Here is a 21,203-nt window from a genome sequence, read left to right as displayed (position 1 = left end):
GGCCGACCAGTTCCGGTGTCGCCGCCTATTCGCCTTCGTCAGTCTCGCGGAGCCGCTGGCGGATGCGGTGGGGCGTCATCGGGATCTGGTTGGTGACGAAGTCGTATTCGCGCAACGCGGCGTTGATCGAGGAAGCGATAGCGACCGGCCCGTCGATCATCCCGCCCTCGCCGGTGCCTTTCGCGCCAGTGGCCGTGAACGGCGACGGCGTCTCGGAGTGCTCGAGTTCGATGTCCGGCATGTTCTTCGTCGACGGCAGGAGGTACTCGAACATCGTGATGGCCTGGGGCTGGCCCTCGTCGTCGTACTGGAACTCCTCCATGAGCGCGGCGCCGACGCCCTGCGCGAGGCCGCCGTGAGCCTGCCCGTCGACGATGGTCGGGTTCAGGCGGGTGCCGCAGTCCCGCAGCGAGTAGAACGTCAGAATCTCTACCTCGCCGGTCTTCGTGTCCACCTCGACGATGGGCGCGTTCGCGGCGAACGCCGCCGTCGGGTAGACGGGGTACTTCTGCGTGAGCGCCTCGTCGAACTCCGGCAGCTCCGTCGTCGGGTGGTCGTAGTCGTACTGCACCCGAGTAAGGCGCTGGCCGCGGCCGCTGTCGAGTTCCGCCAGTTCGTGGAGTTCGAGGCGTTCGCCGGACTGCTGGCACTCGACGCCGCCGTCCCGGTAGACGATGTCGTCGAGCGCCGACCCGAACGCCTCCTCGGCGGCGAGCTGTCGGCAGTTGTGCCGCAGCGTCTCCGCCGCGCCCTCGGTCGCGCCGGACAGCATCACCGCCATCCGGGAGGCGGCGGTGCCGTACTCGGTCGGCGCCGTCACGCTGTCGAGGTACCCGACCTCGACGTCGCTGGGGAGCACGCCGAGCTGGTCCGCCAGCAGCTGCGTGACGAGCGTCTGGTGGCCCTGCCCGGAGGTGTCTGTCGCGAGGTACGCCTGGACGCTGCCGTCCTCCTGGAGTTCGATGCGGAAGTGCTCGGGGAGCTCCTCGACGTCCTCGCGCTCGCGCTCCTCGAGGGCGCCGTCCTCGGTGCGCTGGCGGTCCGTCCAGTCCGACCCCGAGACGCCGGGCTCGATGTGGATTGTGTAGCTGACGCCCCGGTACTTGCCGTCCTCGCGTTTCGCCTCGACGACCTCGGGGTCCAGCAGGCCGCCCTCGCAGACCTCTCGCTCCTCGACGATGTTCTGGATGCGGTCGAGGGCTTCCGGGAAGTCCCCGGAGTCGTAGACGTTTCCTGTCGGAATCTTGTGCGGCATCTGGTCCGGCTGGACCAGATTCGCCTGCCGGACGTCGACCGGGTCCGCACCGAGGTCGTGAGCCATCTCGTCGACGGCCATCTCGAGGGCGTGGAGGTGCGCCGGCACTCCGAAGCCCCGGTAGGCGGTCTGGCTCGTCTTGTTCGTCATCACGAGCTCGTAGTCGTACCGGACGTGCTCGACGTCGTAGGCGTTCGTGACGACGGACAGCGGCTTCAGCGCCTGATTGACCGGGTAGCGGGGGAACGCGCCGAAGTCGTCGACGAACCACGTGTCGACGCCGCGGATGGTGCCGTCGTCGTCGTACGCCAGCCGCACCCGGTACTCGCGGTCCGAGGAGTGCATGTCGCCACCCTGGAGGTTCTCGATGCGGTCCTCCACGAACTTCACGGGCCGGCCGTCGAGTTGCTGGGAGGCGACGGCCGCCAGCACGCAGTAGCGGTGGATGGCGATCTTCGTGCCGAAGCTCCCGCCGACGTCCGGCGGCACCTCCAGATTGACCTTCTCCGGCGGGTAGCCCAGCGTCTCGTAGACCGTGTCGTCGACGAGCGTGTGCAACTGGATGTTGCAGTCGACGTCGAAGGCGTCGTCGTCGGTGTCGTACTCGGCGACCACGCCCGCCGTCTCCAGCGGGACGCCGGAGATGCGGCCCCACGAGTACTCGCGCTCGAGGACGTTGTCGGCCTCGTCGAAGGCCTCGTCGACCTCGCCGAACTCCATGGTCTCGCCGTCCGGGACGTTCGTCCCGACGTCCTCGTGGATGACCGTCTCGTCCTCGCGGGCCTCGAGGGCGTCGACGACGGGTTCGTGTTGCTCGTAGTCGATGGACACGAGGTCGACGAGGTCCTCGGCGGCGTACCGGTCGGGGGCCACCACGGCGACCACCGGCTCGCCGACGTACCGGACCTTGTCGACGGCCAGCGACCACTCCTCGAACTCGTTGAGGCCACACGGCATCGGGTTGTAGTCGGCCTGCAGGTCCTCGCCGGTGACGACCGCGAGGCAGTCCGGGTGGTCCTCGGCGGCGCTCGTGTCCACGTTCTCGATGGTCGCGTGGGGGTGGACGCTGCGCGCCAGCGCCATGTGGACGGCGTCCTCGGGCGCCTTGTCGTGGATGTACTCGGCCTCCCCGGTGAGGATGCGGCGGTCCTCGACGCGCTCGAGGCCCGTCCCGACGAACGACTCCTGGTCGGCCTCGACGTCCTCGCCGGGCGCAGCCTCACTGTGTGGCTCCGCGCCGGACATTCAGTCCTCACCCCGCGGGTAGTCCGCGTCGGCGAGTTCGGCGGCGGCGCGCTCGACGGCGTCGTAGATGTTCTGGTAGCCGGTGCAGCGACAGATGTTGTCGGCCAGCCCCTCCTCGATAGTCTCGCGGTCGGGGTCGGGCTCGCGGTCCAGCAGTTCCTTGGTCGCCATCACGAACCCGCTCGTGCAGAACCCACACTGGAGGGCGTGCTCCTGGTGGAACGACTCCTGGATGGGGTGGAGGTCGCCGTCGTCGCCGGCGAGTCCCTCGACGGTCGTGACCGAGGCGCCGTCGACCTGCACGGCGTACGTGAGACAGCTCTTCGTCGCGCGACCGTCCACGAGCACGGTGCAGGCGCCACAGACGCCGTGCTCGCAGCCCACCCGGACCCCGCGGTTGCCACACTCCTCCCGCAGGAAGTCCGAGAGTTTCAGTCGGGGTTCGACCTCGGCCTCGACGGTCTCGCCGTTCACGGAGAGCGTTACCGTTCGCGTGGGACGGTCGAGACTGTGTGAACTGCTCTCACTACTCATGTACCCTACGTAGGAGGAGTCGTTCATTACTGTTTCGTCGAATTCGGGGGCCGCCTCCGGCGTGTCCGCGTCAGTCCGCGGTGTCGACCCTGGGGTGGATAGGGCCGGACGCGTCCCGCAGCCGGCCGCCCGACCGGTCGTTCGCGACGGCGGTGGCCTCGGCCACAATGCTCAACGCGATGCCGGTCGGGCTGCCGTCCCCGAGGTCCAGCCCCACTGGCGTCGCGACCCGCTCGAGGTCCGGCTCCGAGAGCGTCACGCCATCGGCCGCCAGCCCGTCCCGGAGCTCCTCGAAGCGCTCGCGCGGCCCCATCACGCCGACGTACGGGACCGCCGTCTCCCGCAGCAGCGTCTCGAGCGCGAGCTGGTCGTCCACGAGGTTGTGCGACATCAGGACGGCGTACGTCCGCTCGGCCGCCTCGACGTGGTCGACGAGGTCGGCAGGGTGGGCCGCCACGACCCGGTGGGCGGCCGGGAACGCCGCGTCGTCGGCGCGCGCCCCCCGCGGACACGCCACCGTAACCCGGAACCCGGCCTGTGCGGCGAACGACGCGACGACGCCCGCATCGTTCTCCGCGCCGAACACCAGCAGCTCCGGCGCCGGCTCCACGCCGTCGACGAACACCTCGAGGTCGCCGGCGGCGCGCTGGACGGTCCAGACGCTGCTGGAGCCCGTCTCCCGTGCGTTCTCGGCTGCCGCTCGCAGGTCGGCGAGCGCGTCCGCCGGCAGTCCGGGCCTGTCGCTGCCCTGGTGCTCGCCGTCTGCCGTCAGCGTGGTCCGGTCCCCCACCGCCACGTCGGGGTCGTCGCTGTCGACGACAGTGAGTACGGCCGCTGACTCCTGGTTCTCCAGCGACGCCACCAGCGCGTCGAAAGAGTCGTCCAACGGCTCGACGAGCAGGTCGATGACGCCGTTGCAGCCCAGTCCTAGCCCCCACTCCCCGTCGTCGCTGGTCAGGTCGAACGTCTCGACGGTCGACTGCCCGGTCGACCGCGCCGCTGACGCGAGGTCGTTCACCGGGCCGTCGAGGCAGCCGGCGGTGACGGCGCCCAGCGTCTCGGCGTCGGCGGGCGCCACGAGCTTCGCGCCGGGCCGCCGGTACGCCGACCCCTCGACGTCGACCACGGTTGCGACGGCGGCCTCCGCGCTGCCCCCGTCCTCGCGGAGCGCGGCCAGCGCGTCGTGGATGCCGCGAGCCGTCGCGCTCCACGGGTCGTCTCGGTCCATGCTACCGAGTTCCAACCGGGCGCACTTACGCGTTTCCACGAACGCACCGGTCCGGAGCGCGCCCCCTGCGAGTCACTGGCCGGCTGCCGGCTCCCCGGTCCCGATGGCAGAGCGCCACAGCCACCAGACGCCGAACACAGCCGCGCTCATCGCGAGGAAGCCAGCGGCGTACGAGCCGGTTGTGGCGACGAGTTCGCCGACGACCCACGGGAACGCCAGCGCGCCGGCGTTACCGACGGCGAGCATCGCGACGAGTGTGACGCCGGCGTCCTCGGCGAGGTTCGAGAACGCGAGCGCGAACAGCGGGCCGAACGGCACGCTGAACCCCAATCCGGTGCCAACGACGCCCGCCGCGAGCACGACCGGAACCCCGGCCGCGACTCCGCCGGCCATCCCCGCGAGCGCGACAGCGAGCCCGAGCATCGTGTGCCCGACGACCGCGCGGTCGCCGAGCCTCGCGGCGAGTACTCCCCCGAGGGCACGTCCGAGGACGGTCGTCCCGGCGAACACCAGCAGCGTCGCTGTCGCTGAGACCCCCGGCGTCGCGTCGAGCGCGTCGACGTACCAGGTCGTGGCGACGATCAGGAACCCGAACGTCGCCATGTTCCCGAGCCCGAGGGCGAGCCCGACGCGGGACCACAGCGGCGCGAGGTAGTCGCGGTACGGCACTACGGGCTCGCGGTCCGCCGGCCGCAGCAGGGGCGCCCCCGCAGCGCCGAGCGCGACCACGGCAGCCACGCCACCCATCGACGCCGGCATCCCGACGGCGTCGTAGGCGGGGGCAGCCACGGCGAGCGCCGCGGCGAGCCCGAGCGTGAACAGCGCGCCCAGCAGCCCCTGTGCGGTCGCCACGAGGTCCGGGGGCGTGCGACGGCCGACGTGCTTCATCGCGCCGACGAACGCCGCGCCCTGCCCGAGCCCGAGCAGGCCCCGGCCGGCGAGTGTGGCGGCGAGCGTCCCGCGCGTCGACAGCACGACGCCGAGCGCACCCACCGCGAGCCCGGCGGCGGCGACCCGGGCGGCGCTGTGGGTGCGGGTCGCCCGGTCGGCGGGCACGACGACGACGAGCTGGCCGAGCAGGAACAGCGACATCCCGAAGCCGGCCAGCCCGGGCGGGACGCCGCGCTCCAGCAGGAGCGTGACGCTGGCGCCGTAGCTGCCGACCGCCAGCCCCATCCCGAGCAGGCCCGCACCCAGCACCGCGAGGGCGCGACGCGGCAGTCCGCTCACGCCCACCGACTCTCTCGCCCCACGGAAAAACTGTTCCCGCCGACTGCGAGCCCCGCCGGAGTGCCAAGCGTTTACACGACTCGGGGGTACCACTCCGTCATGACCCTCGACTGGGACCTGCAGGAGGCCGTCTGGGAGGAGTTCGAACTGCTCGGCGACGCCGACGACGTGCCCGTCGGGGAGAACCGCGTCGAGACCGAACTCGTACAGAACTACCACGGCCGGGGCCGGGCCCGGAACTTTACGTTCGAGTCCGACGAGCCGGCGTCGATGGCCGGCGGCGGCGACGAGGGGCCGCGGCCACTGGAGTACTTCCTCGCGGGGTTCGCGTTCTGCCAGCAGGTGTTGCTGGCGAAGCACGCGCTCGCCACCGGCGTCGAACTCGACGACGTGAACGTCGAAGTGGAGGGCGACGTCGACCCGCGGGGCGTCCTCGGCGTGGGCGACGTCGACTCCGGGTTCGACGGCGCGCTCCAGCAGGTCACGCGCATCGAGAGCCCGGCGACCGAGCGGGAGGTCCGCAGCCTGGTGGAGACGGCGGAAGCGCACTGTCCGGCCCACGCCTCGCTGGCCGTGCCCGTGGAGCGGGAGCTCTACCTGAACGGCGAGCGCGTAGACTGACGCTCAGGGTTCGAGGACGCCCATCCCGTGAGTCTCGCCCACGCGGAGGGCGGCGTGGTAGTCGGCGACGCCGTCGAGCCCGACGGTCGTCGTGTAGTCAGCGTCGACACGGTCGTCGGCGAGCAGGCGAGCCGCTCGAACGACCTGGTCCATCGTCGCGTACCGGGAGCCGACGACGCTGGCCTCCTTCACGACGAAGTCGGCGAGCTGCGGCGCGAACGAGCGCTCGTGGTGGGTAGTGAGCGTAACGAGGTCGCCACCCATCGCGAGCGCATCCCAGGCAGCTCTGACGGTGTCGAGGTCGCCGACCGTGTCCACGGCGACGGTCGGCCCCTCACCGAACCGGGTGGCCTCGCGGGCGCGCTCGGCGAAGTCGCCGCCCCGGGCGTCGATGGGTGTGACGTCGTCGCTCGTCAGGTCGTCCACGTGGGCGAGGCGGTCGTCGTCGACGTCGGCTGCGAGTACGTGCGCGCCGCGGTTCGCGGCGAGCTGTGCGAGGTGGATGCCGATGCGGCCCGCAGCCCCGACGACGAGCACGGTGTCGGTGTCGTCGACGCCCGTGCGCTCGCAGACGTGCAGCGGGGTGGCGAGGCCGTCGCTCGCCACTGCGCCCTCGGCGAACGACGCGCCGTCGGGGAGCGGCAGGAGGTTCCGGGCGGGCACGGACGCGTACTCGGCGTACGCGCCCTCGCGCTGGACGCCGAGCCAGCCGTCGAAGTTCACACACTGGTTCTGGTGGCCGCGCCGGCAGCGGTCGCAGCGCCCACACGTGAGGTAGAAGTACGCCAGCACCCGGTCGCCCGGGGTCCAGTCGGGTACGCCGTCGCCGGTCTCGGCGACGACGCCCGCGGCCTCGTGCCCGGGAATCCGGGGCGTCAGGGCGGGGTCGTCGCTGAGGCCGCCCTGGACGGCGTTCTCGATGGTTCGCGTGACACCGCAGGCGCGCACGTCCACGAGCACCTCGCCGGGGCCGGGCCCGGGGTGCTCGACCTCGGCGACGTCGAGGCTGCCGCCCCACTCGTCGAGGACGACTGCGTTCATCGTGACCATACCACGCGCACTCGGCGCGGGACAGTTAGCTGTTCGGCCGTCGCCGGAGCCGTCGCTGTTGGGTCGGGACGAGTAGAACGAACGGGAGTGCGTTACGCTTCGGTGAACGCGACGCACCGACACACCGAGGACTCGCCGCCCCGGAACCGCCACGGGAAGGTCCCGATCTGCACGCGCTCGTTCAGGAGCTCGTGTGGCACCTGTGCGTTCTCGACGTGGACGATGCCCTCCGGGAACAGCTCCGTGTGCATGAGCTGGTAGCCCTCCGGCGGGAAGATCTCGTCGAGGTCGTCGACGCCGTGTTTCTCGCGGGCCTCGCGGGCGAGCTCCGGCCGAACGTCCCGGATGACGGTGTTCATCGGGTGGTCGGCGCTCCCGCAGTCCAGAATCAGGTACTCCAGTTCCATCTCCTTGCACCAGTCCGCGAACTCCTGGTTCGGGCCCGGGTGCTTGCAGAAGAACGCGTGCGGGTCGGCCTCCTCCCGGTGCCAGGCGTACTTCTGGTAGCCGGTGTGGACGAAGAGGATGTCGCCCTTCTGGACGTCGCAGACGTCCTCGATCATATCGGAGGTGTAGACGTCGTAGTCCCCGACCTTGTCGGAGATGTCCGCGACGACGGCGTCGCCGACGAGTTCCTCGAGGGGCATGCTCTCGATGTCCCGGCCGTGGGCGATGAAGTGCTTCTCGCCGTCGAGGTGGGTGCCCGTGTGGTTCATGAACTCGATCTTCTGGCCGTTGACCTTCTCGGTGTCCAGTGACTTCTCGTACCAGATTTTCGGGTTGTCGTAGGTCGGCCACGCCGGCGTGTCCTGCGACCACGGTTGCGTCAGGTCGTGCATCTCGTAGCCGTCGAGCATACCGTCCCCCACGAAAGAGAGGGTCTTAAGCGTGTGTGTCAGTCACTACCGAATACGCCCGCTTCGGCGAGAGCGTCGATCTCCTCGTCGCTGTACCCGAGTTCCGCGAACACCTCGCGGTTGTCCTCGCCGAGTTCCGGCGGGGGCGACTCGAAGCCCGTCTCCGTCCGCTCGAAGTTCAGCGGGTGTTCGACGACGGGAATCTCCGTGCCGCGAGCCTCCATCTCGGTCACCATCCCCCGGGCCTCGGTCTGCTCGTTGTGCAGCGCTTCGTCGACCGAGTACACCGGGCCCGCCGGGATGCCGGCGTCCTCGACCAGCAGCTCCATCCACTCGTCGGTCGTTCGCCGCTCGAGTTCCGCCTGGAGTTCTGCCTCCAGAGCGTCCATGTGTTCGACGCGGTCGGCGTTCGTCTCGAACCGGTCGTCGTCGGCGAGCTCCGGGCGGTCCAGCGCCTCGCAGAGCCCGCGCCAGAGCTTCTGGTTCAGGCACGCGACGTTGATGTGGCCGTCCGCCGTCTCGAACGTCTGGTAGGGCGCCAGCACGGGGTCTTTCGTGCCCATGCGCTCGGGCTCCTCGCCGACGAACGCCTTCCCGGCCTGCTTCGTGAGCCACGGCAGCGCCGCGTCCAGCATCCCGAGTTCGAGGTAGTCGCCCTCGCCGGTGAGCGCGCGCCGGTAGAGCGCCGTGACGATACCGAACGCCGCCCACATCCCCGTGATGAGGTCGGTCTGGGGCAGTCCGACTTTCACCGGGTCCCTGTCAGCCTCCCCGGTCACGGACATGATGCCGCTCATCCCCTGTACGAGCAGGTCGTAGCCCGGGCGCTGGCTCCACGGTCCGGTCTGGCCGAACGCGGAGATGGCGCAGTAGACGATGTCCTCGTTGACCTCGCGGATGTCGTCGTCGGCGACGCGGAGTTTCTCCGCGGTGCCCGGCCGGTAGTTCTGCACGAAGACGTCGGCCTCCGCCGCGAGGTCGTACAGCGCCGCGAGGCCTTCCTCCGTCTTGAGGTCCAGTTCGACGCTGCGCTTCCCGTAGTTCACCGTCCAGAAGTACGGCGACTCGCCGTCGACGAACGGCGGGCCGGAGTGGCGGTTGTCGTCGCCGACGCCGGGCCGCTCGACCTTGATGACCTCGGCGCCCTGGTTGGCGAGCATCAGCGAGCAGAAGCCACCGGTGACGAACGTACTCAAGTCGAGGACCGTCACGCCGTCGAGAGCGTGTCCATCGTGAGCCATACCCACACTCGAGGCAGGACGGGGGCTTAAATCATTGCTGCGCCGGACCGGCTCGGCGCACACTCCCACCGGGGCAACACCTTACTCGCGGCGGCCCGACGCCCCGGCATGGACCACGACCACGCCGACCTGCTCCCGCGGCCGGCGGCAGTCGACCGCGCCCTCGCCCAGCGCGAGACGGCACTCGGCCGCCTCGACACCGCGACGGTCGACATCGACGCCATCGCGGGCCGCGTGCTGGCCGAGCCCGTCGTCGCCAGCGAGGACCAGCCGCCGTACAGCTACGCGACGATGGACGGCTACGCCGTCGACGCCACCGAGGGCTACCCCCTCCGTGTGGCCGACCGCGAGGTGTTCCCCGAGGACGACCCCGGTAGACTCGGCGACGGCGAGGCTGTCAGGGTCGCCACGGGTGCCCCAGTTCCCGAGCGCGCCAACGCCGTCCTGAAAGTCGAGGAGGCGGCCGTCGAGGACGGCGAACTCACCGGTACCAGCCTCTCGCCGGGGACGTACGTCTACGAGCAGGGCAGCAACGTCGAAGCCGGCGAGCGGCTGTTCGCCGCTGGCGAGCGGCTCTCCCCGAAGGACGCGATTCTCCTCCGGGACCTCGGCGTCGAGTCCGTCACGGTCCGCGAGCCCCTCTCCGTCGGCCTGCTCGCGACCGGCACCGAAATCCACGAGGGCCGCATCGCCGACCTCGACTCCCCCATGCTCGCGGGTCTCGTCGAGTCGTGGGGCCACGACGCGACCTACGAGGGGTCGGTGCCCGACGACTACGACACCGTCGAGGCCCGCGTCGCCGCCCTCGCCGACGAGCACGACGTCCTTCTGACGACCGGCGGCACGAGCGTCGGCGAGAAAGACTACGTCATCCGGGTGCTGGCGGCGCTCGGCGACGTCGACTTCCACCGGGTCGCCGTCCGCCCGGGGAAACCCATCGCGATGGCCGACCTCCCCGAGTACGACGCGACGGTGTTCGCCGTCCCCGGCAAGCCCGTGGGCGCCCACACCATCACGTCGCTGGTCGCGCGACCGTTCTTCACGGGCCGCACGGACCTGCCGACCGTCCCCGCCGAGGTCGCCGTCGACGTCGGGCTCGGGCCCTCTGGCTTCGAGTACGCCGTCCCCGTCACGCTTGAAGACCGGGACGGGGATGGCGACCCCACGGCGATGCCGCTCGGCCACGCCGACTCGCCGCTGAGCGTCTACGAGGAGACCTTCGACCCGAGCGTGCTCTCCTCGAGCACGCGCGCCACGCGGGCCGATGGCTTCGTGCTCACGGAGTCCGCCCTCGACGCGGGCCAGCGGGTCCGCGTGATTCCCTACGAGTCCGTGGAATGACCCTGCCCGTCGTCGACCCCCCGAGCGAACCGGCTGAAGCCGATGCGACCGTCGCCGGCGTCCTGCTCGCCGCTGGCACCAGCAGCCGGTACGGCGAGCCGAACAAGCTCCTCGAACCGGTCGACGACCACCCGATGGTCCGCCGGAGCGCCCGGACGCTCCTCGCCGCCGACCTCGACTCGGTGACGGTCGTCGTCGGTCACGACGCCGACCGCGTCCGTGACGCACTCGACGCCCTCGACGTGTCGGTCGTCCGCAACCCCGACTACGAGTCCGGGCAGGCGTCGTCAGTCCGAGTGGGTGTGAACGCGCTGGACGACGAGGCTGTCGACGCCGCCATCTTCGCGCTCGGCGACATGCCGTATGTCGATCCGGCGAGCGTCGACGCGCTCGTCGCGACGTTCGCGGCGACTGGGCGGTCGGCGCTCGCAGCCGGCTGCAGCGGCGACCGCGGGAATCCCGTGCTGTTCGCGGCCGAGCACTTCGACGCGCTCGCGGCCGTCTCGGGGGACACTGGCGGCCGGAGCGTGCTGCTGGCCGCTGGCGACGCTGCGGTCGTCGAAACCGGCGACAGCGGCGTGCTGCGGGACGTCGACCGGCCGGACGAGTTCGCCTGAACCGCGGGCGTTATGCGTCTCCCGAGCCCAGCGTCGGTGATGACGGAGTTCGCGTTCACCGAGACGGTCGACGTGCGCTACCAGGACCACGACACGATGGGGCACGTCAACAACGCCGTCTACGTGACGTACATGGAGCAAGCCCGGTTCGCCTACCTCACCGAGGGCCTCGGCGTCCCGCCGATGGAGCTCAACATGGTCGTCGCGAACCTCACCGTCGACTTCCGGCGGCCCGTCCAGTTCGCCGACGAGGTCGAGGTCGCCGTCTCGGTGACCGACGTCGGCGACACCAGCTTCACGATGACCTACGAGGTCCGGGACGACGAGGGCGTCGCCGTCGAGGGCGAGACCACGCAGGTCGCTCTCGAACCCGGCGGCCGGGAGACCCGACGGGTCCCCCAGGATTGGCGGGACGCAATCGCTGACCTCGAAGCGTAGCCACACGGGCACGCGGCGAGTCTCACTCGAAGAAAAGACGGGCGGAGTTTCTGCGGCTATGGCGATTCGAACTACTCGCGGAGTGCGAGCAGCGCCGCACCGAGGACCGCGATTGCGGCCGCACCGACACCGAAGCCGGGTGCGCTACTGCCGGACTCGTCGTCCTCGCTGGTAGTCGTCTCCGGCGCAGCGGTCGTCTCGGCCGACTCGGTCGTCGTCGTCGGCGCCGCCGTAGTGGTGGTCGTCGTCTCGAGGACCTCGGCGGTCACGTCCGCGTTCACGACCGAGTACTCGAAGTACGGGCGCTCGCGGCCGTCGACCGAGTAGTGACCGTACACTTCGACGTCACCGCTCTCGGCGAGCGTGGACAGCTCGCTGTCGGCGAACGTCACGCTGACTGTCCCGTCTTCCACGGTGGCGGCGGAGGCGTTCACGCGCTCGTTGGCGCTGTTCAGCGCGTAGAAGCTCTCCGCGTCGACGGCCGTCTCGTTTTCGGCGGTCGGCTTCTCGAAGGAGACGGCGACGTCGCCCTCGCCGTCGAGTTCGACCGTGCCGGCGTCGACCTCGCTGTCGACGCGCCGGATGCGGTCCTCACCCTCGGGCGCGACGGTGCCCTGGGACTCGATGTAGTCGTACAGTGCCGTGCCGTACAGCGTGTAGTCCCTGTCGACGACCGTCGCGTTCGTCAGGACGGAGCCGTCCCAGCCCGCCATGTACGAGTTCACGGTGACCTCGTAGGTGGCGTCGGCGTCGACCGGCTCGCCGCCGACGTACATCGAGCGAATCGGGTCGTCAGTGTCGTTGTGCGTGTACCACTCGTAGGTGACGCCACCCACCTGCAGCTGAGACTCGGCGTCGTACTGCTGGCCGGTCTCGCTCTCCAGGGTGACGACCTGGCTGGCGAGCAGCGACTCGAGCTCGCTGCCGGTCAGCTCCACCGTCACGAGGTGGTTGTTGAACGGCAGCATGTTGTACACGTCGCCGGCCGTGATGTTGCCGGGGCCGTACTGGCCGTTCGACCGGATGCCGCCGGCGTTCGTGATGGCGACGTCGGCGCCGGTCTCCGCGAGGAACGCGTCGGTCACGAGGTTCCCGAGGTTCGTCTCGTCGTGGTAGTTCGACGCGAACCGCGCATCGAGCTTGACCTCGCTCTGCCCGGCGACCCTCGAGAGCTGCTCGCCGCGCGCCGTCTCGATGATCTCGGAGACGTTCTCGTCTTTTGTCGAGTTCTCCGTCGAAATCAGGCGGCCGTCCCAGTCGGCGACCTCGCCGTCCGACACGGTGAGGTTGAGTTCGCCGACGTAGTTCGCGCGGGCCTCGGCCTCGCTGATGACGACGCCGTCAGTCTCCTCCGGCGGGTAGTACTGTTCGTCGTCCCCGACCAGCACCACGTCGACGTTGTCGGTGCTGTTCGCGAAGTCCTTCGCGACTGGCACGCCGAAGTGGCCGAGTGCGACGACCACGTCGACGTTCTCCTCGTCTTTCAGCTGGGTGGCGTACTCGCTGCCGACCTCGCTGTAGTCCTGCAGTTTGTAGCCCTGCTTGTCGAAGTCGACTGCGGTCTTGCCCTTGATCTTCTCGTCGGCGAGACCGATGACGCCGACCTTCACGCCCTGCTTCTCGACGACCGTGTACGGCTCAGTGCCGGGGATAGGGTCGCCGGTCTCGCTGTCGACGATGTTCGCCATCAGCCACGGGAACTCCGACGCCTCGGAGAAGTTCTCGACCCCGTCGAATCCGAAGTCGAGGTCGTGGTTCCCGATGCCCTCGGCGTCGGGCTGGATCTCGTTCAGTACGTCGACGGGCGTCCTCCACTGCGTCAGCGGGGACAGCGAGTGCGGGCTGACCTCGTCGCCCGCCCCGAACACGAACGTCGGGTTGTCGTGAGCGGCCCGTCGCTCGTCGATGAGCGACGCCATCCGCGGGAAGGTCCCGTTCTCGGCTGCTGCTGTCTGGACGTCGTTGTACGACAGAATCGTCACCGTCGTGTTGTTCGCCTGTACCGTGGTGTCGGCCGCCACCGTAGACCCGGCGTCCGCCGCGGATGCGTCAGTGGTGGGGGCCGCGACTGCGCCCGCCGGCCCGACCGCGGCCGACAGGACGAGCAGACTCGCCACGAGTACGGTCGTCGCAGTTCGCATGCGTCTCCGTGGTCCGACAGCTGCACAATAAGTGTTGCTCATTTGTGTCTAGATATCCGCTTATTGCTCTCCGTAGAGCTATAAACATACACGTACGTGTTCAAATTCGCGGGTGTCAGTTCGCTCGGCTCGTCGCCGTCGCGGCGATACCGACGAGAATGATGGCGCCGCCGGCGACAGTGAACGGTCCCGGTACCTCGGCCAGCAAGACGAGCGCCAGCAGCGCGCTCCCGACCGGCTCGCCGAGCAGGGAGACGCTGACGACGCTGGACTCCACGTACTTCAGCGACCAGTTGATGAGCGTGTGTCCGAACAGCCCCGGGCCGACCGCCATCCCGAGGAACAGCGCCCACTCGTGGGGCGCGTACCCCGAAAGCGGCGTCCCCCGCCAGAGCGCAACCGCGACGAGCGTCGCCGCACACACGCCGTAGACGACGAAGACGTACGGCGCCAGCGAGAGCCGCTGGCGGACCGACCGGCCCGCGAGCACGTAGCCCGCCGCGGCGGCGGCGCCCAGCACCGCCAGCGCGTTCCCCAGCGACGGGTCGGGGCCGACCGTCGCACCGCCGAGCAGGCCGCCGGCCGACAGCAACACGGACCCGGCGATAGCGACGACGATACCGCCGACCACGCGAGCAGTCACGCGCTCGTCGAGCAGCAGCCACGCGCCGACGGCGACGAACGCCGGCTGCGTCTGCACGAGCGCCGTCGACGCGGCGATGCTCGTGTAGTCGATAGACGCGAACCACGCCGCGAAGTGTCCCGCCAGCAGCGCTCCAGAGACCGTCACGAGCAGCCAGTCGGTCCCCGAGATGGACTCGAACTGGTCGCGCTCGCGGACCGCGAACGGCGCGACCAGCGCCGCCATGAACACCACCCGCCAGACCGCCTTCACGAGGCTGGGCGCGTCGCTCACGTCCACGAGAATCGCGCTCGTCGACACCGCCACGACCGCCACTGCGAGTCCCGCCATCGGCGGGAACCGGGGTGACTCCGTCCGGCTCACATCACACCCACGCCGGCGGGCGCTGATAGCCGTTCGGGTCGCGGTAGCGGGAGACGGCTACTCGCCGTCCGGGGCACCCTCCACGCCAGCTTCGTAGCTCCCCACGGCGGACAGCAGGAAGCTCAGACACAGGTAACCGAGTGCGCCGAGGAACAGTCCCGTCGTGCCGAGCAGTTGCAACTGGACGTCGAGGCCGTCGTACCGGACGTACTGGATCAGCGTCGACGTCGGCAGCCAGAGTGCTACGACCACGAGGGCGCCGATACGTCTCACTGTCCGCTGGAGGGCTGCGTCCGACATAGTTGGCGGTTTACGAGCACTGGCGAAGTATCTTGGGGACGACAGGTGCGGGCGTGGAACGCCGCCGCCGGGACGATTATGATGACGCGGCTCCGAGACACTCCCATGCCTTCCGGCGAGACGGTCGTCCAGTGTTCCTGCGGCTTCGAAGCGGCGTTCGACCGACTGCGAGACGCTCGCGAAGCGCTGGCAGCCCACGAGGAGGCCGGCCACGACGCCGACTGGGACATCCAGCAAGTCGCGGGCGGCGTCGAGCAGGCGGGCGAGGAGGCCGGGGTCTGCGGGCGCCCGGAGTGCACCAACGAGGGGTCGCCGCTGTACCGCGACGACGTCTGAAAAACCGAAGCGGAGAACGCTACTCGGCGTCCGCGGGCGTGTCGAAGTCGTGGAAGTGCTCGCCCTTCTCCTTCGAGAGGACGTTCAGTGCAGCGGCGGCGCCGTCGCCGGCGGAGATGACCGCCTGCCACTCCTCGGCGCGCACCATCGCGCCGGTCGCGTAGGCATCCTGGACGCTGGTCTCCATCGTCACGTCCACGTCGACCACGCCTCCCTCCGTGAACTCGCAGCCGAGGTCCTCCGCGAGGTCACGGTCGGCGCCCGTCGCGAGCACGACGTAGTCGGCGTGGAACTCGTCGCCGTCCTCGGTCGCGACCGCGAAGCCGTCGCCGGATTCGCTGACGCCCGTCACCTCGGTGTCCTGGTGGCGGTCGACGCCGAACCCGTCGACCTGCTCGCGGGCGTCCTCGACGAACGCCGAGCCGTCCTCCGAGTCGATGCCGAGGTAGTTGAAGAGGTGGGCCTTGTGCAGCCACGTCTCGTCGGTGTCGAAGACCGACGTCTCGAGGTCGTTTTTCGCCGTGAACAGTGCCGCACTGAGGCCGGCTGGACCGCCACCGACCACCGCTACGTGTGTCATGTACACACAGTACACTGGCGAGCCGATAAAACTACGCGTCGCCGAGGGACTCGCGGGTCTGCTGGTGGCGGAAGTAGAACATCGGCCACAGCACCGCGGGCGACCCGAGCGCGCCGACGCCGCCCAGCGGCGCGCGGTACTCGACGTGGTCCCGGAGCACCGTCTGGTCGCCGTCCGCGAAGAAGGAGTGCGTGTGCTCCCACTCGGGGAACGGCCCGTCCTCCATCGCGTCCACGAAGTACGCGTGGTCGTCCTCCTCGACGCGTTCGGTGATGACCGACGTCCACGTCTGTCGCGGACCGATGCCGAGCGGCCTGACGGACATGTGGATGCGCGTGCCCTCGACGAGGACCTCGTTGTCGCGGTCCTCGGGCCACTCCACATCGTCGACGCGGAGGTTCGCCCAGTCCGGAGTCAGCGCCAGCAGGCCGTCGACCGTGGAGTGGAACGCCCAGACCTCGTCGAGGGGTGCGTCCACGCGCAGGTCGCGCTCGAAAGTCTGCATACCCCCGATAGGCACCAGGTGCGCAAAACTCCCGGGGCTCCGGGAGGAACTACCCGCACCGACTGTGCGAACCGTTGACGGGGTAGGGGAACGGTTATCCCGCCCAGACACCTCCCACGTTGCATGCCCTCGGAGCGCGCGACTGCCACGACGCCGTTCGCTGCCATGGACGTGCTCGAACGGGCCGGCGAGCTGGACGACGTCGTCCACATGGAGGTGGGCGAACCCGACTTCCGGCCGCCGGCCGCGGCCACCGACGCAGCAGTCGAGGCGCTCCGCGCAGGCGACGACGACTACACCTCCTCCCGCGGCACCCGGTCGCTGCGGGACGCCATCAGCGGCTACTACGCCACCGAGTACGGCGTGACGGTGCCCGCCGAACGCATCGTCGTCACGCCCGGGTCGTCGCCGGCGTTGCTCGTCTCGATGCTGTCGACCGTCGACCCCGGCGAGGACGTCGTCCTCACGGACCCACACTACGCCTGTTACCCGAACTTCGTCCGCCTCGCCGACGGGACCGTCCGGACGGTCGACCTAGACCCCGCGGACGGCTTCGAGCCGAACGTCGCGGACTACGAGACCGTCGTCGACGACGACACCGCCGCGATGCTGCTGAACTCCCCCGGGAACCCCACTGGCGCCGTGATGGACGGCGACACGCTCTCGGGACTCGTCGACCTCGCCGACCGCACCGACACCGCCGTCGTCTCCGACGAGGTCTACCACGGCCTCGCGTTCGACGCCGAGGAACACTCCGTCCTCGAGTACACCGACGACGCGTTCGTCCTCGACGGCGTCTCCAAGCGCTACGGCATGACCGGCTGGCGCCTCGGCTGGGTCGTCTGCCCGCCGGAGTACGTCGACGCCGTCAACAGAATCGCCCAGAACGCCCTCATCTGTGCCCCCTCCTTCGTGCAGGCCGGTGCCGAAGCCGCCATCCGCGAGGGCACCGGCTGGCTGCCCGAGGTCCGGGAGGACTACCGCGAACGCCGCGACATCCTGCTAGAGGCCGCCGAACGCTGGGGGTTCGACCTCGGCTACACCCCGGAGGGCGCCTACTACGTGCTGCTGGACGTCTCGGACCTCGGCGACCCCTTCGACGTCGCAGACGTCTTCCTCGAGGACGCCGGCGTCGCCATGACGCCCGGACCGGACTTCGGCGAGAACGCGGCGACGTGTCTGCGCGCGTCGTTCGCCACCAGCACAGAGAACGTCCGCGACGCCGTCGACCGTATCGACGCCCTGCTCGCCGACACCAGAACCACGACGACTACTTGAGTCGCTCCTGCAGGAAAGAGGGGTGGGCGGCGGTGACCCCGTCGATGGCGAGAACCTCGTCGCTGATGACGTCGCCGAGCGCGTCCCCGTCGGCGGCCCGTACCTCCGCCATCAACATGTGGTCGCCACTCGAGGAGTACAGCGCCTGTACGGACTCCAGCTCCTGGAGCGCCCGTGTCGCCTCCACGTACTGCTCGGAGGCCACGTCGATGCCCACCATCGCGATGCTCTGGCCGGAGAGCTTCTTCGGGTCGACGTCCGCCGAGTAGCCGACGATGACGCCCTCCTCCTCCAGCCGGTCGATGTACTTGCGGACGGTGGGCTTGGAGACGTCCGCTCGCGCCGCGATGTCCGCGTACGACGCTTGCGCGTCCTCCTCGAGCGCGGCGAGGATTCGCTCTTCCGTCGATTCAGTGCTCACGATAGACGATTTGGTTCCTGCGAAAAAATATCTTCCGAATCGGCAACCCAGACGGCGAATCGCGTCATACGGCCGCTTCGGCCGTCTAAACGCCGAACAGGACGGCGCCACCGAACCGGGGCCTGGCGGTCGCTACTTGTGGCGGTCGACGAAGTCGAACGAGCGCTCCCACTCCTTCTCCTCGTCGAAGTACTGCTCCGCCACGGGGTCGTCGGGCATGTCGCCCCGAGACTGCTTCTCGGCCTGGTAGGACGGCCGTTCCTCGTCCTTGTAGTAGCGGCCCGTCAGGACGGTGCCCTCGTAGAGGGCCTCCTCCGTCTCCGTCATCAGCTCCTGGGCCTCCCGGCGGTCGGTGACGTCGAAGTCGTAGTCGTCGGACTCCTGGACGTCCACGTACGGGACGTACTGCTTCGCGTCCTTGTTCCAGGTCGGGCACTGCGTCAGGAAGTCCACGTGCGCGAAGCCGTCGTGCTCGATGGCCTCCACGAGGATGTCCTTCGCCTGATTCGGGTTCACTGCCGCCGTCCGCGCCACGTACGACGCGCCCGACGTCATGCTCAGCGAGAGCGGCCGAATCGGGTCCTTCGCCGAGCCGTGGGGCTGGGTCTTCGACTTGTGGCCCTTCGGGCTCGTCGGCGAGGTCTGGCCCTTCGTCAGGCCGAAGACCTCGTTGTTGAACACGATGTACGTGATGTCGTGGTTCTCCCGGGCGGTGTGCATGAAGTGGTTCCCGCCGATTCCGTAGCCGTCACCGTCGCCGCCAGCGGCCACGACCTCGAGGTCGTGGTTCGCCAGCTTCGACGCCCGGGCCACGGGCAGGGAGCGACCGTGAATCGTGTGGAAGCCGTAGCTGTCGAAGTAGCTGTTGAGCTTCCCGGAACACCCGATACCGGTCGCGAGGAGAATCTCCTCGGGGTCTTTGCCGAGCTCTGCCATCGCCCCCTTCAGGGCTTTCAGGACGCCGAAGTCGCCGCAGCCAGGACACCACGTCGGCTGCGGTTCCACACCGGGCGTGAACTCGTCCCGGTCGACCTCGCGGTCCTCATCGATTGCGCTGAATGCCTTGCTCATGATCAGTCACCTGCCGCGGGCTCCAGAGTGGTCTGGGCGGTCGGCTGCGCGCCGTCGCCCGCCTGTGCGATTTCGACGGCCTCCACGACCTCGTGAGGCTCGAACGGGTCGCCGTTGTACTTCAGCAGACTCGAGAGCTTGTCGCCGATGTCCCCGACCTCCTTCTGCATGAGGCCGCGGAACTGCTTCGTCGACGACATCTCCACGACGATTGCCTCGTCGACGCTCTCGACGAACTCGCGAACCTCCTCGACGGGGAACGGCATCATGTCGCTGACGCCCAGCGCCTTCACGCTGTTCCCGTCGTCGTTCAGCCGCTGGACGGCCTCCTCGACGGTGCCCTCCTGGCTGCCCCACGCGATGAGGCCGATGTCCGCGTCCTCGTCGCCGTAGTGGGTCTGCTGGTCGCGCTCGTCGAGGTCGTCACGAATCGCCTCCAGCTTCTGGAGGCGGCGCTCGACCTGCGCCACGCGGTTGTCCGTGTCCTCGCTGATGTGGCCGTTCGGCCAGTGCTCGTTACCGGACGCGAGGTACCGACCGCCCGACTGCCCGGGAATCGTCCGCGGGCTGACGCCGTCCTCGACGTCGTGCTGGTAGCGGTGGTACTTCCCGGTCGGGTCGTGGGGCGCGTCCGGAATCTGGTCCTCGGTCAGCGTCTTCCCGAGGTCCGGTGCCGGCTCGCGGTCGAAGAACGACGCGTCGACGTTCCGGTACTCGCCGGACAGCTTCTGGTCGTACAGCACGATGACCGGAATCTGGTAGTCGTACGCGATTTCGAACGCCGTCCGCGTCTGCTCGTAGCACTCCTTGGGGTCTTTCGGCCCGAACGCGACCCGGTGGCTGTCGCCCTGACTCGTGTACAGGACGTGCTCCAGGTCGGCCTGCTCGGGCTTCGTCGGCATCCCCGTGGAGGGACCGGCGCGCTGCGCTTCCAGCAGCACGAGCGGCGTCTCGGTCATCTCCGCGAGTCCGAGCGGCTCGCTCATCAGCGCGAATCCACCACCAGAGGACCCGGACATCGCCTTCACGCCGGCGTGGCTTGCACCGACCGCCATCGCCGCCGCCGCAATCTCGTCCTCGACCTGCTCGGAGATGCCGCCCATGTCCGGCAGGAGCTGGGTCATGATAGTGTACGCGTCCGTCCACGGCGTCATCGGGTACCCGGAGATGAACCGACACCCGGCGTCGATGGCGCCGTACGCGATGGCGTGGCTGCCGGAGACGAGGACCTGCTCCTCGTCGTGGCTGCCGGTCGGCACCGTCAGGTCGTGGGTGTGCTCCATCTCCGCGACCTGGTCGTGGGCGTCGTGGAGGACCTCGAGGTTCTGCTCGAGGATCTCACCGCCCATCGCGTCGCTCATCAGGTCCTCGACGTGGCCGAGGTCCATGCCGATGAGCGCCGCGGTCGCGCCGACACCAGCGGTGTTCCGCATGACCTCGCGGCCGTGCTCTTTCGCGAGGCCACGGAGGTCCAGCGGATAGACGTGCCAGTCGTTCTCTTCGGCTCGCTCCTCGAGGTCGCCGACGTCCTCGCTGTCGAGCAGACCTTCGTCGTAGACGATGACCCCGCCCTCGCGGAGGTCCTCGAGGTTCTCGGTGAGGGGCTTCACTTCCTCGTCCCCGTAGACGGCCTCCTCTGTGGGGTTGCGGGCGAACGAGTCACCGAGCGCCAGCAGGAAGTTGTAGCCGTCCCCGCGCGACGTTACGTTCTCGTCCCGCGCCCGAATCTCCACGAACGTGTGGCCGCCCCGGATTCGCGACGGATAGTGCCGGTGCGTGAACACGTCGAGGCCCGAGCGCATCAGCGCCTTGGCGAAGTTCTGGCTGGTCGAGTCGATTCCGTCGCCGGAACCGCCTGCGATTCGCCAGATGAGTTCGTCGTCAGTCATAATGTGGTCTGGCCCAGCC

At 69.3% G+C, this 21,203-nt stretch carries 21 protein-coding genes; 6 read left to right on the top strand and 15 right to left on the bottom strand.

The window, feature by feature from the left end; all coding sequences use genetic code 11:
* Positions 1-25: 25 nt before the first annotated feature.
* The 4 genes from LT971_RS06550 to LT971_RS06535 all read right to left on the bottom strand — a co-directional run bounded on the left by LT971_RS06550 (position 26) and on the right by LT971_RS06535 (position 5,492).
* Positions 26-2,500: a xanthine dehydrogenase family protein molybdopterin-binding subunit gene (locus LT971_RS06550; RefSeq protein ID WP_237006046.1), complete on the bottom strand. Its 2,475-nt coding sequence runs from the start codon at positions 2,498-2,500 to the stop codon at positions 26-28.
* On the bottom strand, positions 2,501-3,034 hold the full coding sequence (locus tag LT971_RS06545; RefSeq protein WP_237006045.1) for a (2Fe-2S)-binding protein: 534 nt from the start codon (positions 3,032-3,034) through the stop codon (positions 2,501-2,503).
* Positions 3,035-3,104: 70 nt separating this feature from the next.
* Complete coding sequence (locus LT971_RS06540) at positions 3,105-4,262, bottom strand: XdhC family protein (protein WP_237006044.1); 1,158 nt, start codon at positions 4,260-4,262, stop codon at positions 3,105-3,107.
* Between the two features lie 72 nt (positions 4,263-4,334).
* Positions 4,335-5,492 carry an MFS transporter gene (locus LT971_RS06535; RefSeq protein WP_237006043.1) on the bottom strand — a complete coding sequence of 386 codons (1,158 nt, stop codon included), beginning with the start codon at positions 5,490-5,492 and terminating at the stop codon, positions 4,335-4,337.
* Between the two features lie 99 nt (positions 5,493-5,591).
* Here LT971_RS06535 and LT971_RS06530 point away from each other — a divergent pair, with 99 nt between their 5' ends.
* Entirely contained in the window at positions 5,592-6,113 is a 522-nt protein-coding gene (locus LT971_RS06530) for an OsmC family protein (protein ID WP_237006042.1), read from the top strand.
* A 3-nt stretch (positions 6,114-6,116) separates the two neighbouring features.
* On the opposite strand, the gene LT971_RS06525 is transcribed toward LT971_RS06530, so the two are convergent.
* The 3 genes from LT971_RS06525 to LT971_RS06515 form a co-directional block, all read right to left on the bottom strand.
* Complete coding sequence (locus tag LT971_RS06525) at positions 6,117-7,163, bottom strand: alcohol dehydrogenase catalytic domain-containing protein (RefSeq protein WP_237006041.1); 1,047 nt, start codon at positions 7,161-7,163, stop codon at positions 6,117-6,119.
* Between the two features lie 92 nt (positions 7,164-7,255).
* Positions 7,256-8,020 carry a cyclase family protein gene (locus tag LT971_RS06520; protein ID WP_237006040.1) on the bottom strand — a complete coding sequence of 255 codons (765 nt, stop codon included), beginning with the start codon at positions 8,018-8,020 and terminating at the stop codon, positions 7,256-7,258.
* 38 nt (positions 8,021-8,058) lie between these two features.
* Positions 8,059-9,261 (bottom strand): CaiB/BaiF CoA transferase family protein, encoded by a 1,203-nt coding sequence (locus LT971_RS06515; RefSeq protein ID WP_237006039.1) that lies wholly within the window; start codon positions 9,259-9,261, stop codon positions 8,059-8,061.
* A 108-nt stretch (positions 9,262-9,369) separates the two neighbouring features.
* Here LT971_RS06515 and LT971_RS06510 point away from each other — a divergent pair, with 108 nt between their 5' ends.
* From LT971_RS06510 to LT971_RS06500, 3 genes are read left to right on the top strand one after another with little or no spacing between them, the layout of a single operon-like run.
* Positions 9,370-10,602, top strand: coding sequence for a molybdopterin molybdotransferase MoeA (locus tag LT971_RS06510; RefSeq protein WP_237006038.1), 1,233 nt, complete (start codon positions 9,370-9,372; stop codon positions 10,600-10,602).
* Complete coding sequence (locus LT971_RS06505; protein WP_237006037.1) at positions 10,599-11,219, top strand: nucleotidyltransferase family protein; 621 nt, start codon at positions 10,599-10,601, stop codon at positions 11,217-11,219. Before LT971_RS06510 ends, LT971_RS06505 begins: the two co-directional genes overlap by 4 nt.
* Positions 11,220-11,258: 39 nt before the next feature.
* A complete protein-coding gene (locus LT971_RS06500) occupies positions 11,259-11,657 on the top strand; it encodes an acyl-CoA thioesterase (protein ID WP_237006036.1) in 399 nt (132 codons plus the stop codon).
* A gap of 71 nt (positions 11,658-11,728) precedes the next feature.
* On the opposite strand, the gene LT971_RS06495 is transcribed toward LT971_RS06500, so the two are convergent.
* The 3 genes from LT971_RS06495 to LT971_RS06485 all read right to left on the bottom strand — a co-directional run bounded on the left by LT971_RS06495 (position 11,729) and on the right by LT971_RS06485 (position 15,104).
* Positions 11,729-13,798, bottom strand: a complete 2,070-nt coding sequence (locus LT971_RS06495; RefSeq protein ID WP_237006035.1) for a bifunctional metallophosphatase/5'-nucleotidase — start codon at positions 13,796-13,798, stop codon at positions 11,729-11,731.
* A 115-nt stretch (positions 13,799-13,913) separates the two neighbouring features.
* A complete protein-coding gene (locus LT971_RS06490; RefSeq protein ID WP_237006257.1) occupies positions 13,914-14,771 on the bottom strand; it encodes a DMT family transporter in 858 nt (285 codons plus the stop codon).
* A 90-nt stretch (positions 14,772-14,861) separates the two neighbouring features.
* Positions 14,862-15,104: a hypothetical protein gene (locus tag LT971_RS06485; protein ID WP_237006034.1), complete on the bottom strand. Its 243-nt coding sequence runs from the start codon at positions 15,102-15,104 to the stop codon at positions 14,862-14,864.
* A gap of 105 nt (positions 15,105-15,209) precedes the next feature.
* Between LT971_RS06485 and LT971_RS06480 the strand changes: the two genes are divergently transcribed.
* On the top strand, positions 15,210-15,440 hold the full coding sequence (locus LT971_RS06480; protein WP_237006033.1) for a DUF7542 family protein: 231 nt from the start codon (positions 15,210-15,212) through the stop codon (positions 15,438-15,440).
* 19 nt (positions 15,441-15,459) lie between these two features.
* On the opposite strand, the gene LT971_RS06475 is transcribed toward LT971_RS06480, so the two are convergent.
* A complete protein-coding gene (locus tag LT971_RS06475) occupies positions 15,460-16,020 on the bottom strand; it encodes an FAD-dependent oxidoreductase (protein WP_237006032.1) in 561 nt (186 codons plus the stop codon).
* Positions 16,021-16,051: 31 nt separating this feature from the next.
* Complete coding sequence (locus LT971_RS06470; protein ID WP_237006031.1) at positions 16,052-16,525, bottom strand: SRPBCC family protein; 474 nt, start codon at positions 16,523-16,525, stop codon at positions 16,052-16,054.
* 123 nt (positions 16,526-16,648) lie between these two features.
* Between LT971_RS06470 and LT971_RS06465 the strand changes: the two genes are divergently transcribed.
* The gene (locus LT971_RS06465) at positions 16,649-17,803 is read left to right on the top strand and encodes a pyridoxal phosphate-dependent aminotransferase (protein WP_237006030.1); all 1,155 of its coding nucleotides are present in this window, start codon (positions 16,649-16,651) and stop codon (positions 17,801-17,803) included.
* On the opposite strand, the gene lrpA1 is transcribed toward LT971_RS06465, so the two are convergent.
* From lrpA1 to LT971_RS06450, 3 genes are all read right to left on the bottom strand, one after another.
* Positions 17,796-18,224, bottom strand: a complete 429-nt coding sequence (lrpA1, locus tag LT971_RS06460) for an HTH-type transcriptional regulator LrpA1 (RefSeq protein ID WP_237006029.1) — start codon at positions 18,222-18,224, stop codon at positions 17,796-17,798. The two genes, LT971_RS06465 and lrpA1, sit on opposite strands and share 8 nt — an antisense overlap.
* Positions 18,225-18,356: 132 nt before the next feature.
* Positions 18,357-19,295 (bottom strand): thiamine pyrophosphate-dependent enzyme, encoded by a 939-nt coding sequence (locus LT971_RS06455; protein WP_237006028.1) that lies wholly within the window; start codon positions 19,293-19,295, stop codon positions 18,357-18,359.
* 2 nt (positions 19,296-19,297) lie between these two features.
* The gene (locus tag LT971_RS06450; RefSeq protein WP_237006027.1) at positions 19,298-21,184 is read right to left on the bottom strand and encodes a 2-oxoacid:acceptor oxidoreductase subunit alpha; all 1,887 of its coding nucleotides are present in this window, start codon (positions 21,182-21,184) and stop codon (positions 19,298-19,300) included.
* Positions 21,185-21,203 lie beyond the last annotated feature (19 nt).

Origin of the sequence: Halobacterium rubrum (assembly GCF_021729015.1) — an archaeon.
Taxonomy (GTDB): domain Archaea; phylum Halobacteriota; class Halobacteria; order Halobacteriales; family Halobacteriaceae; genus Halobacterium; species Halobacterium rubrum.
This window is presented reverse-complemented; position numbering and strand designations above follow the sequence as displayed.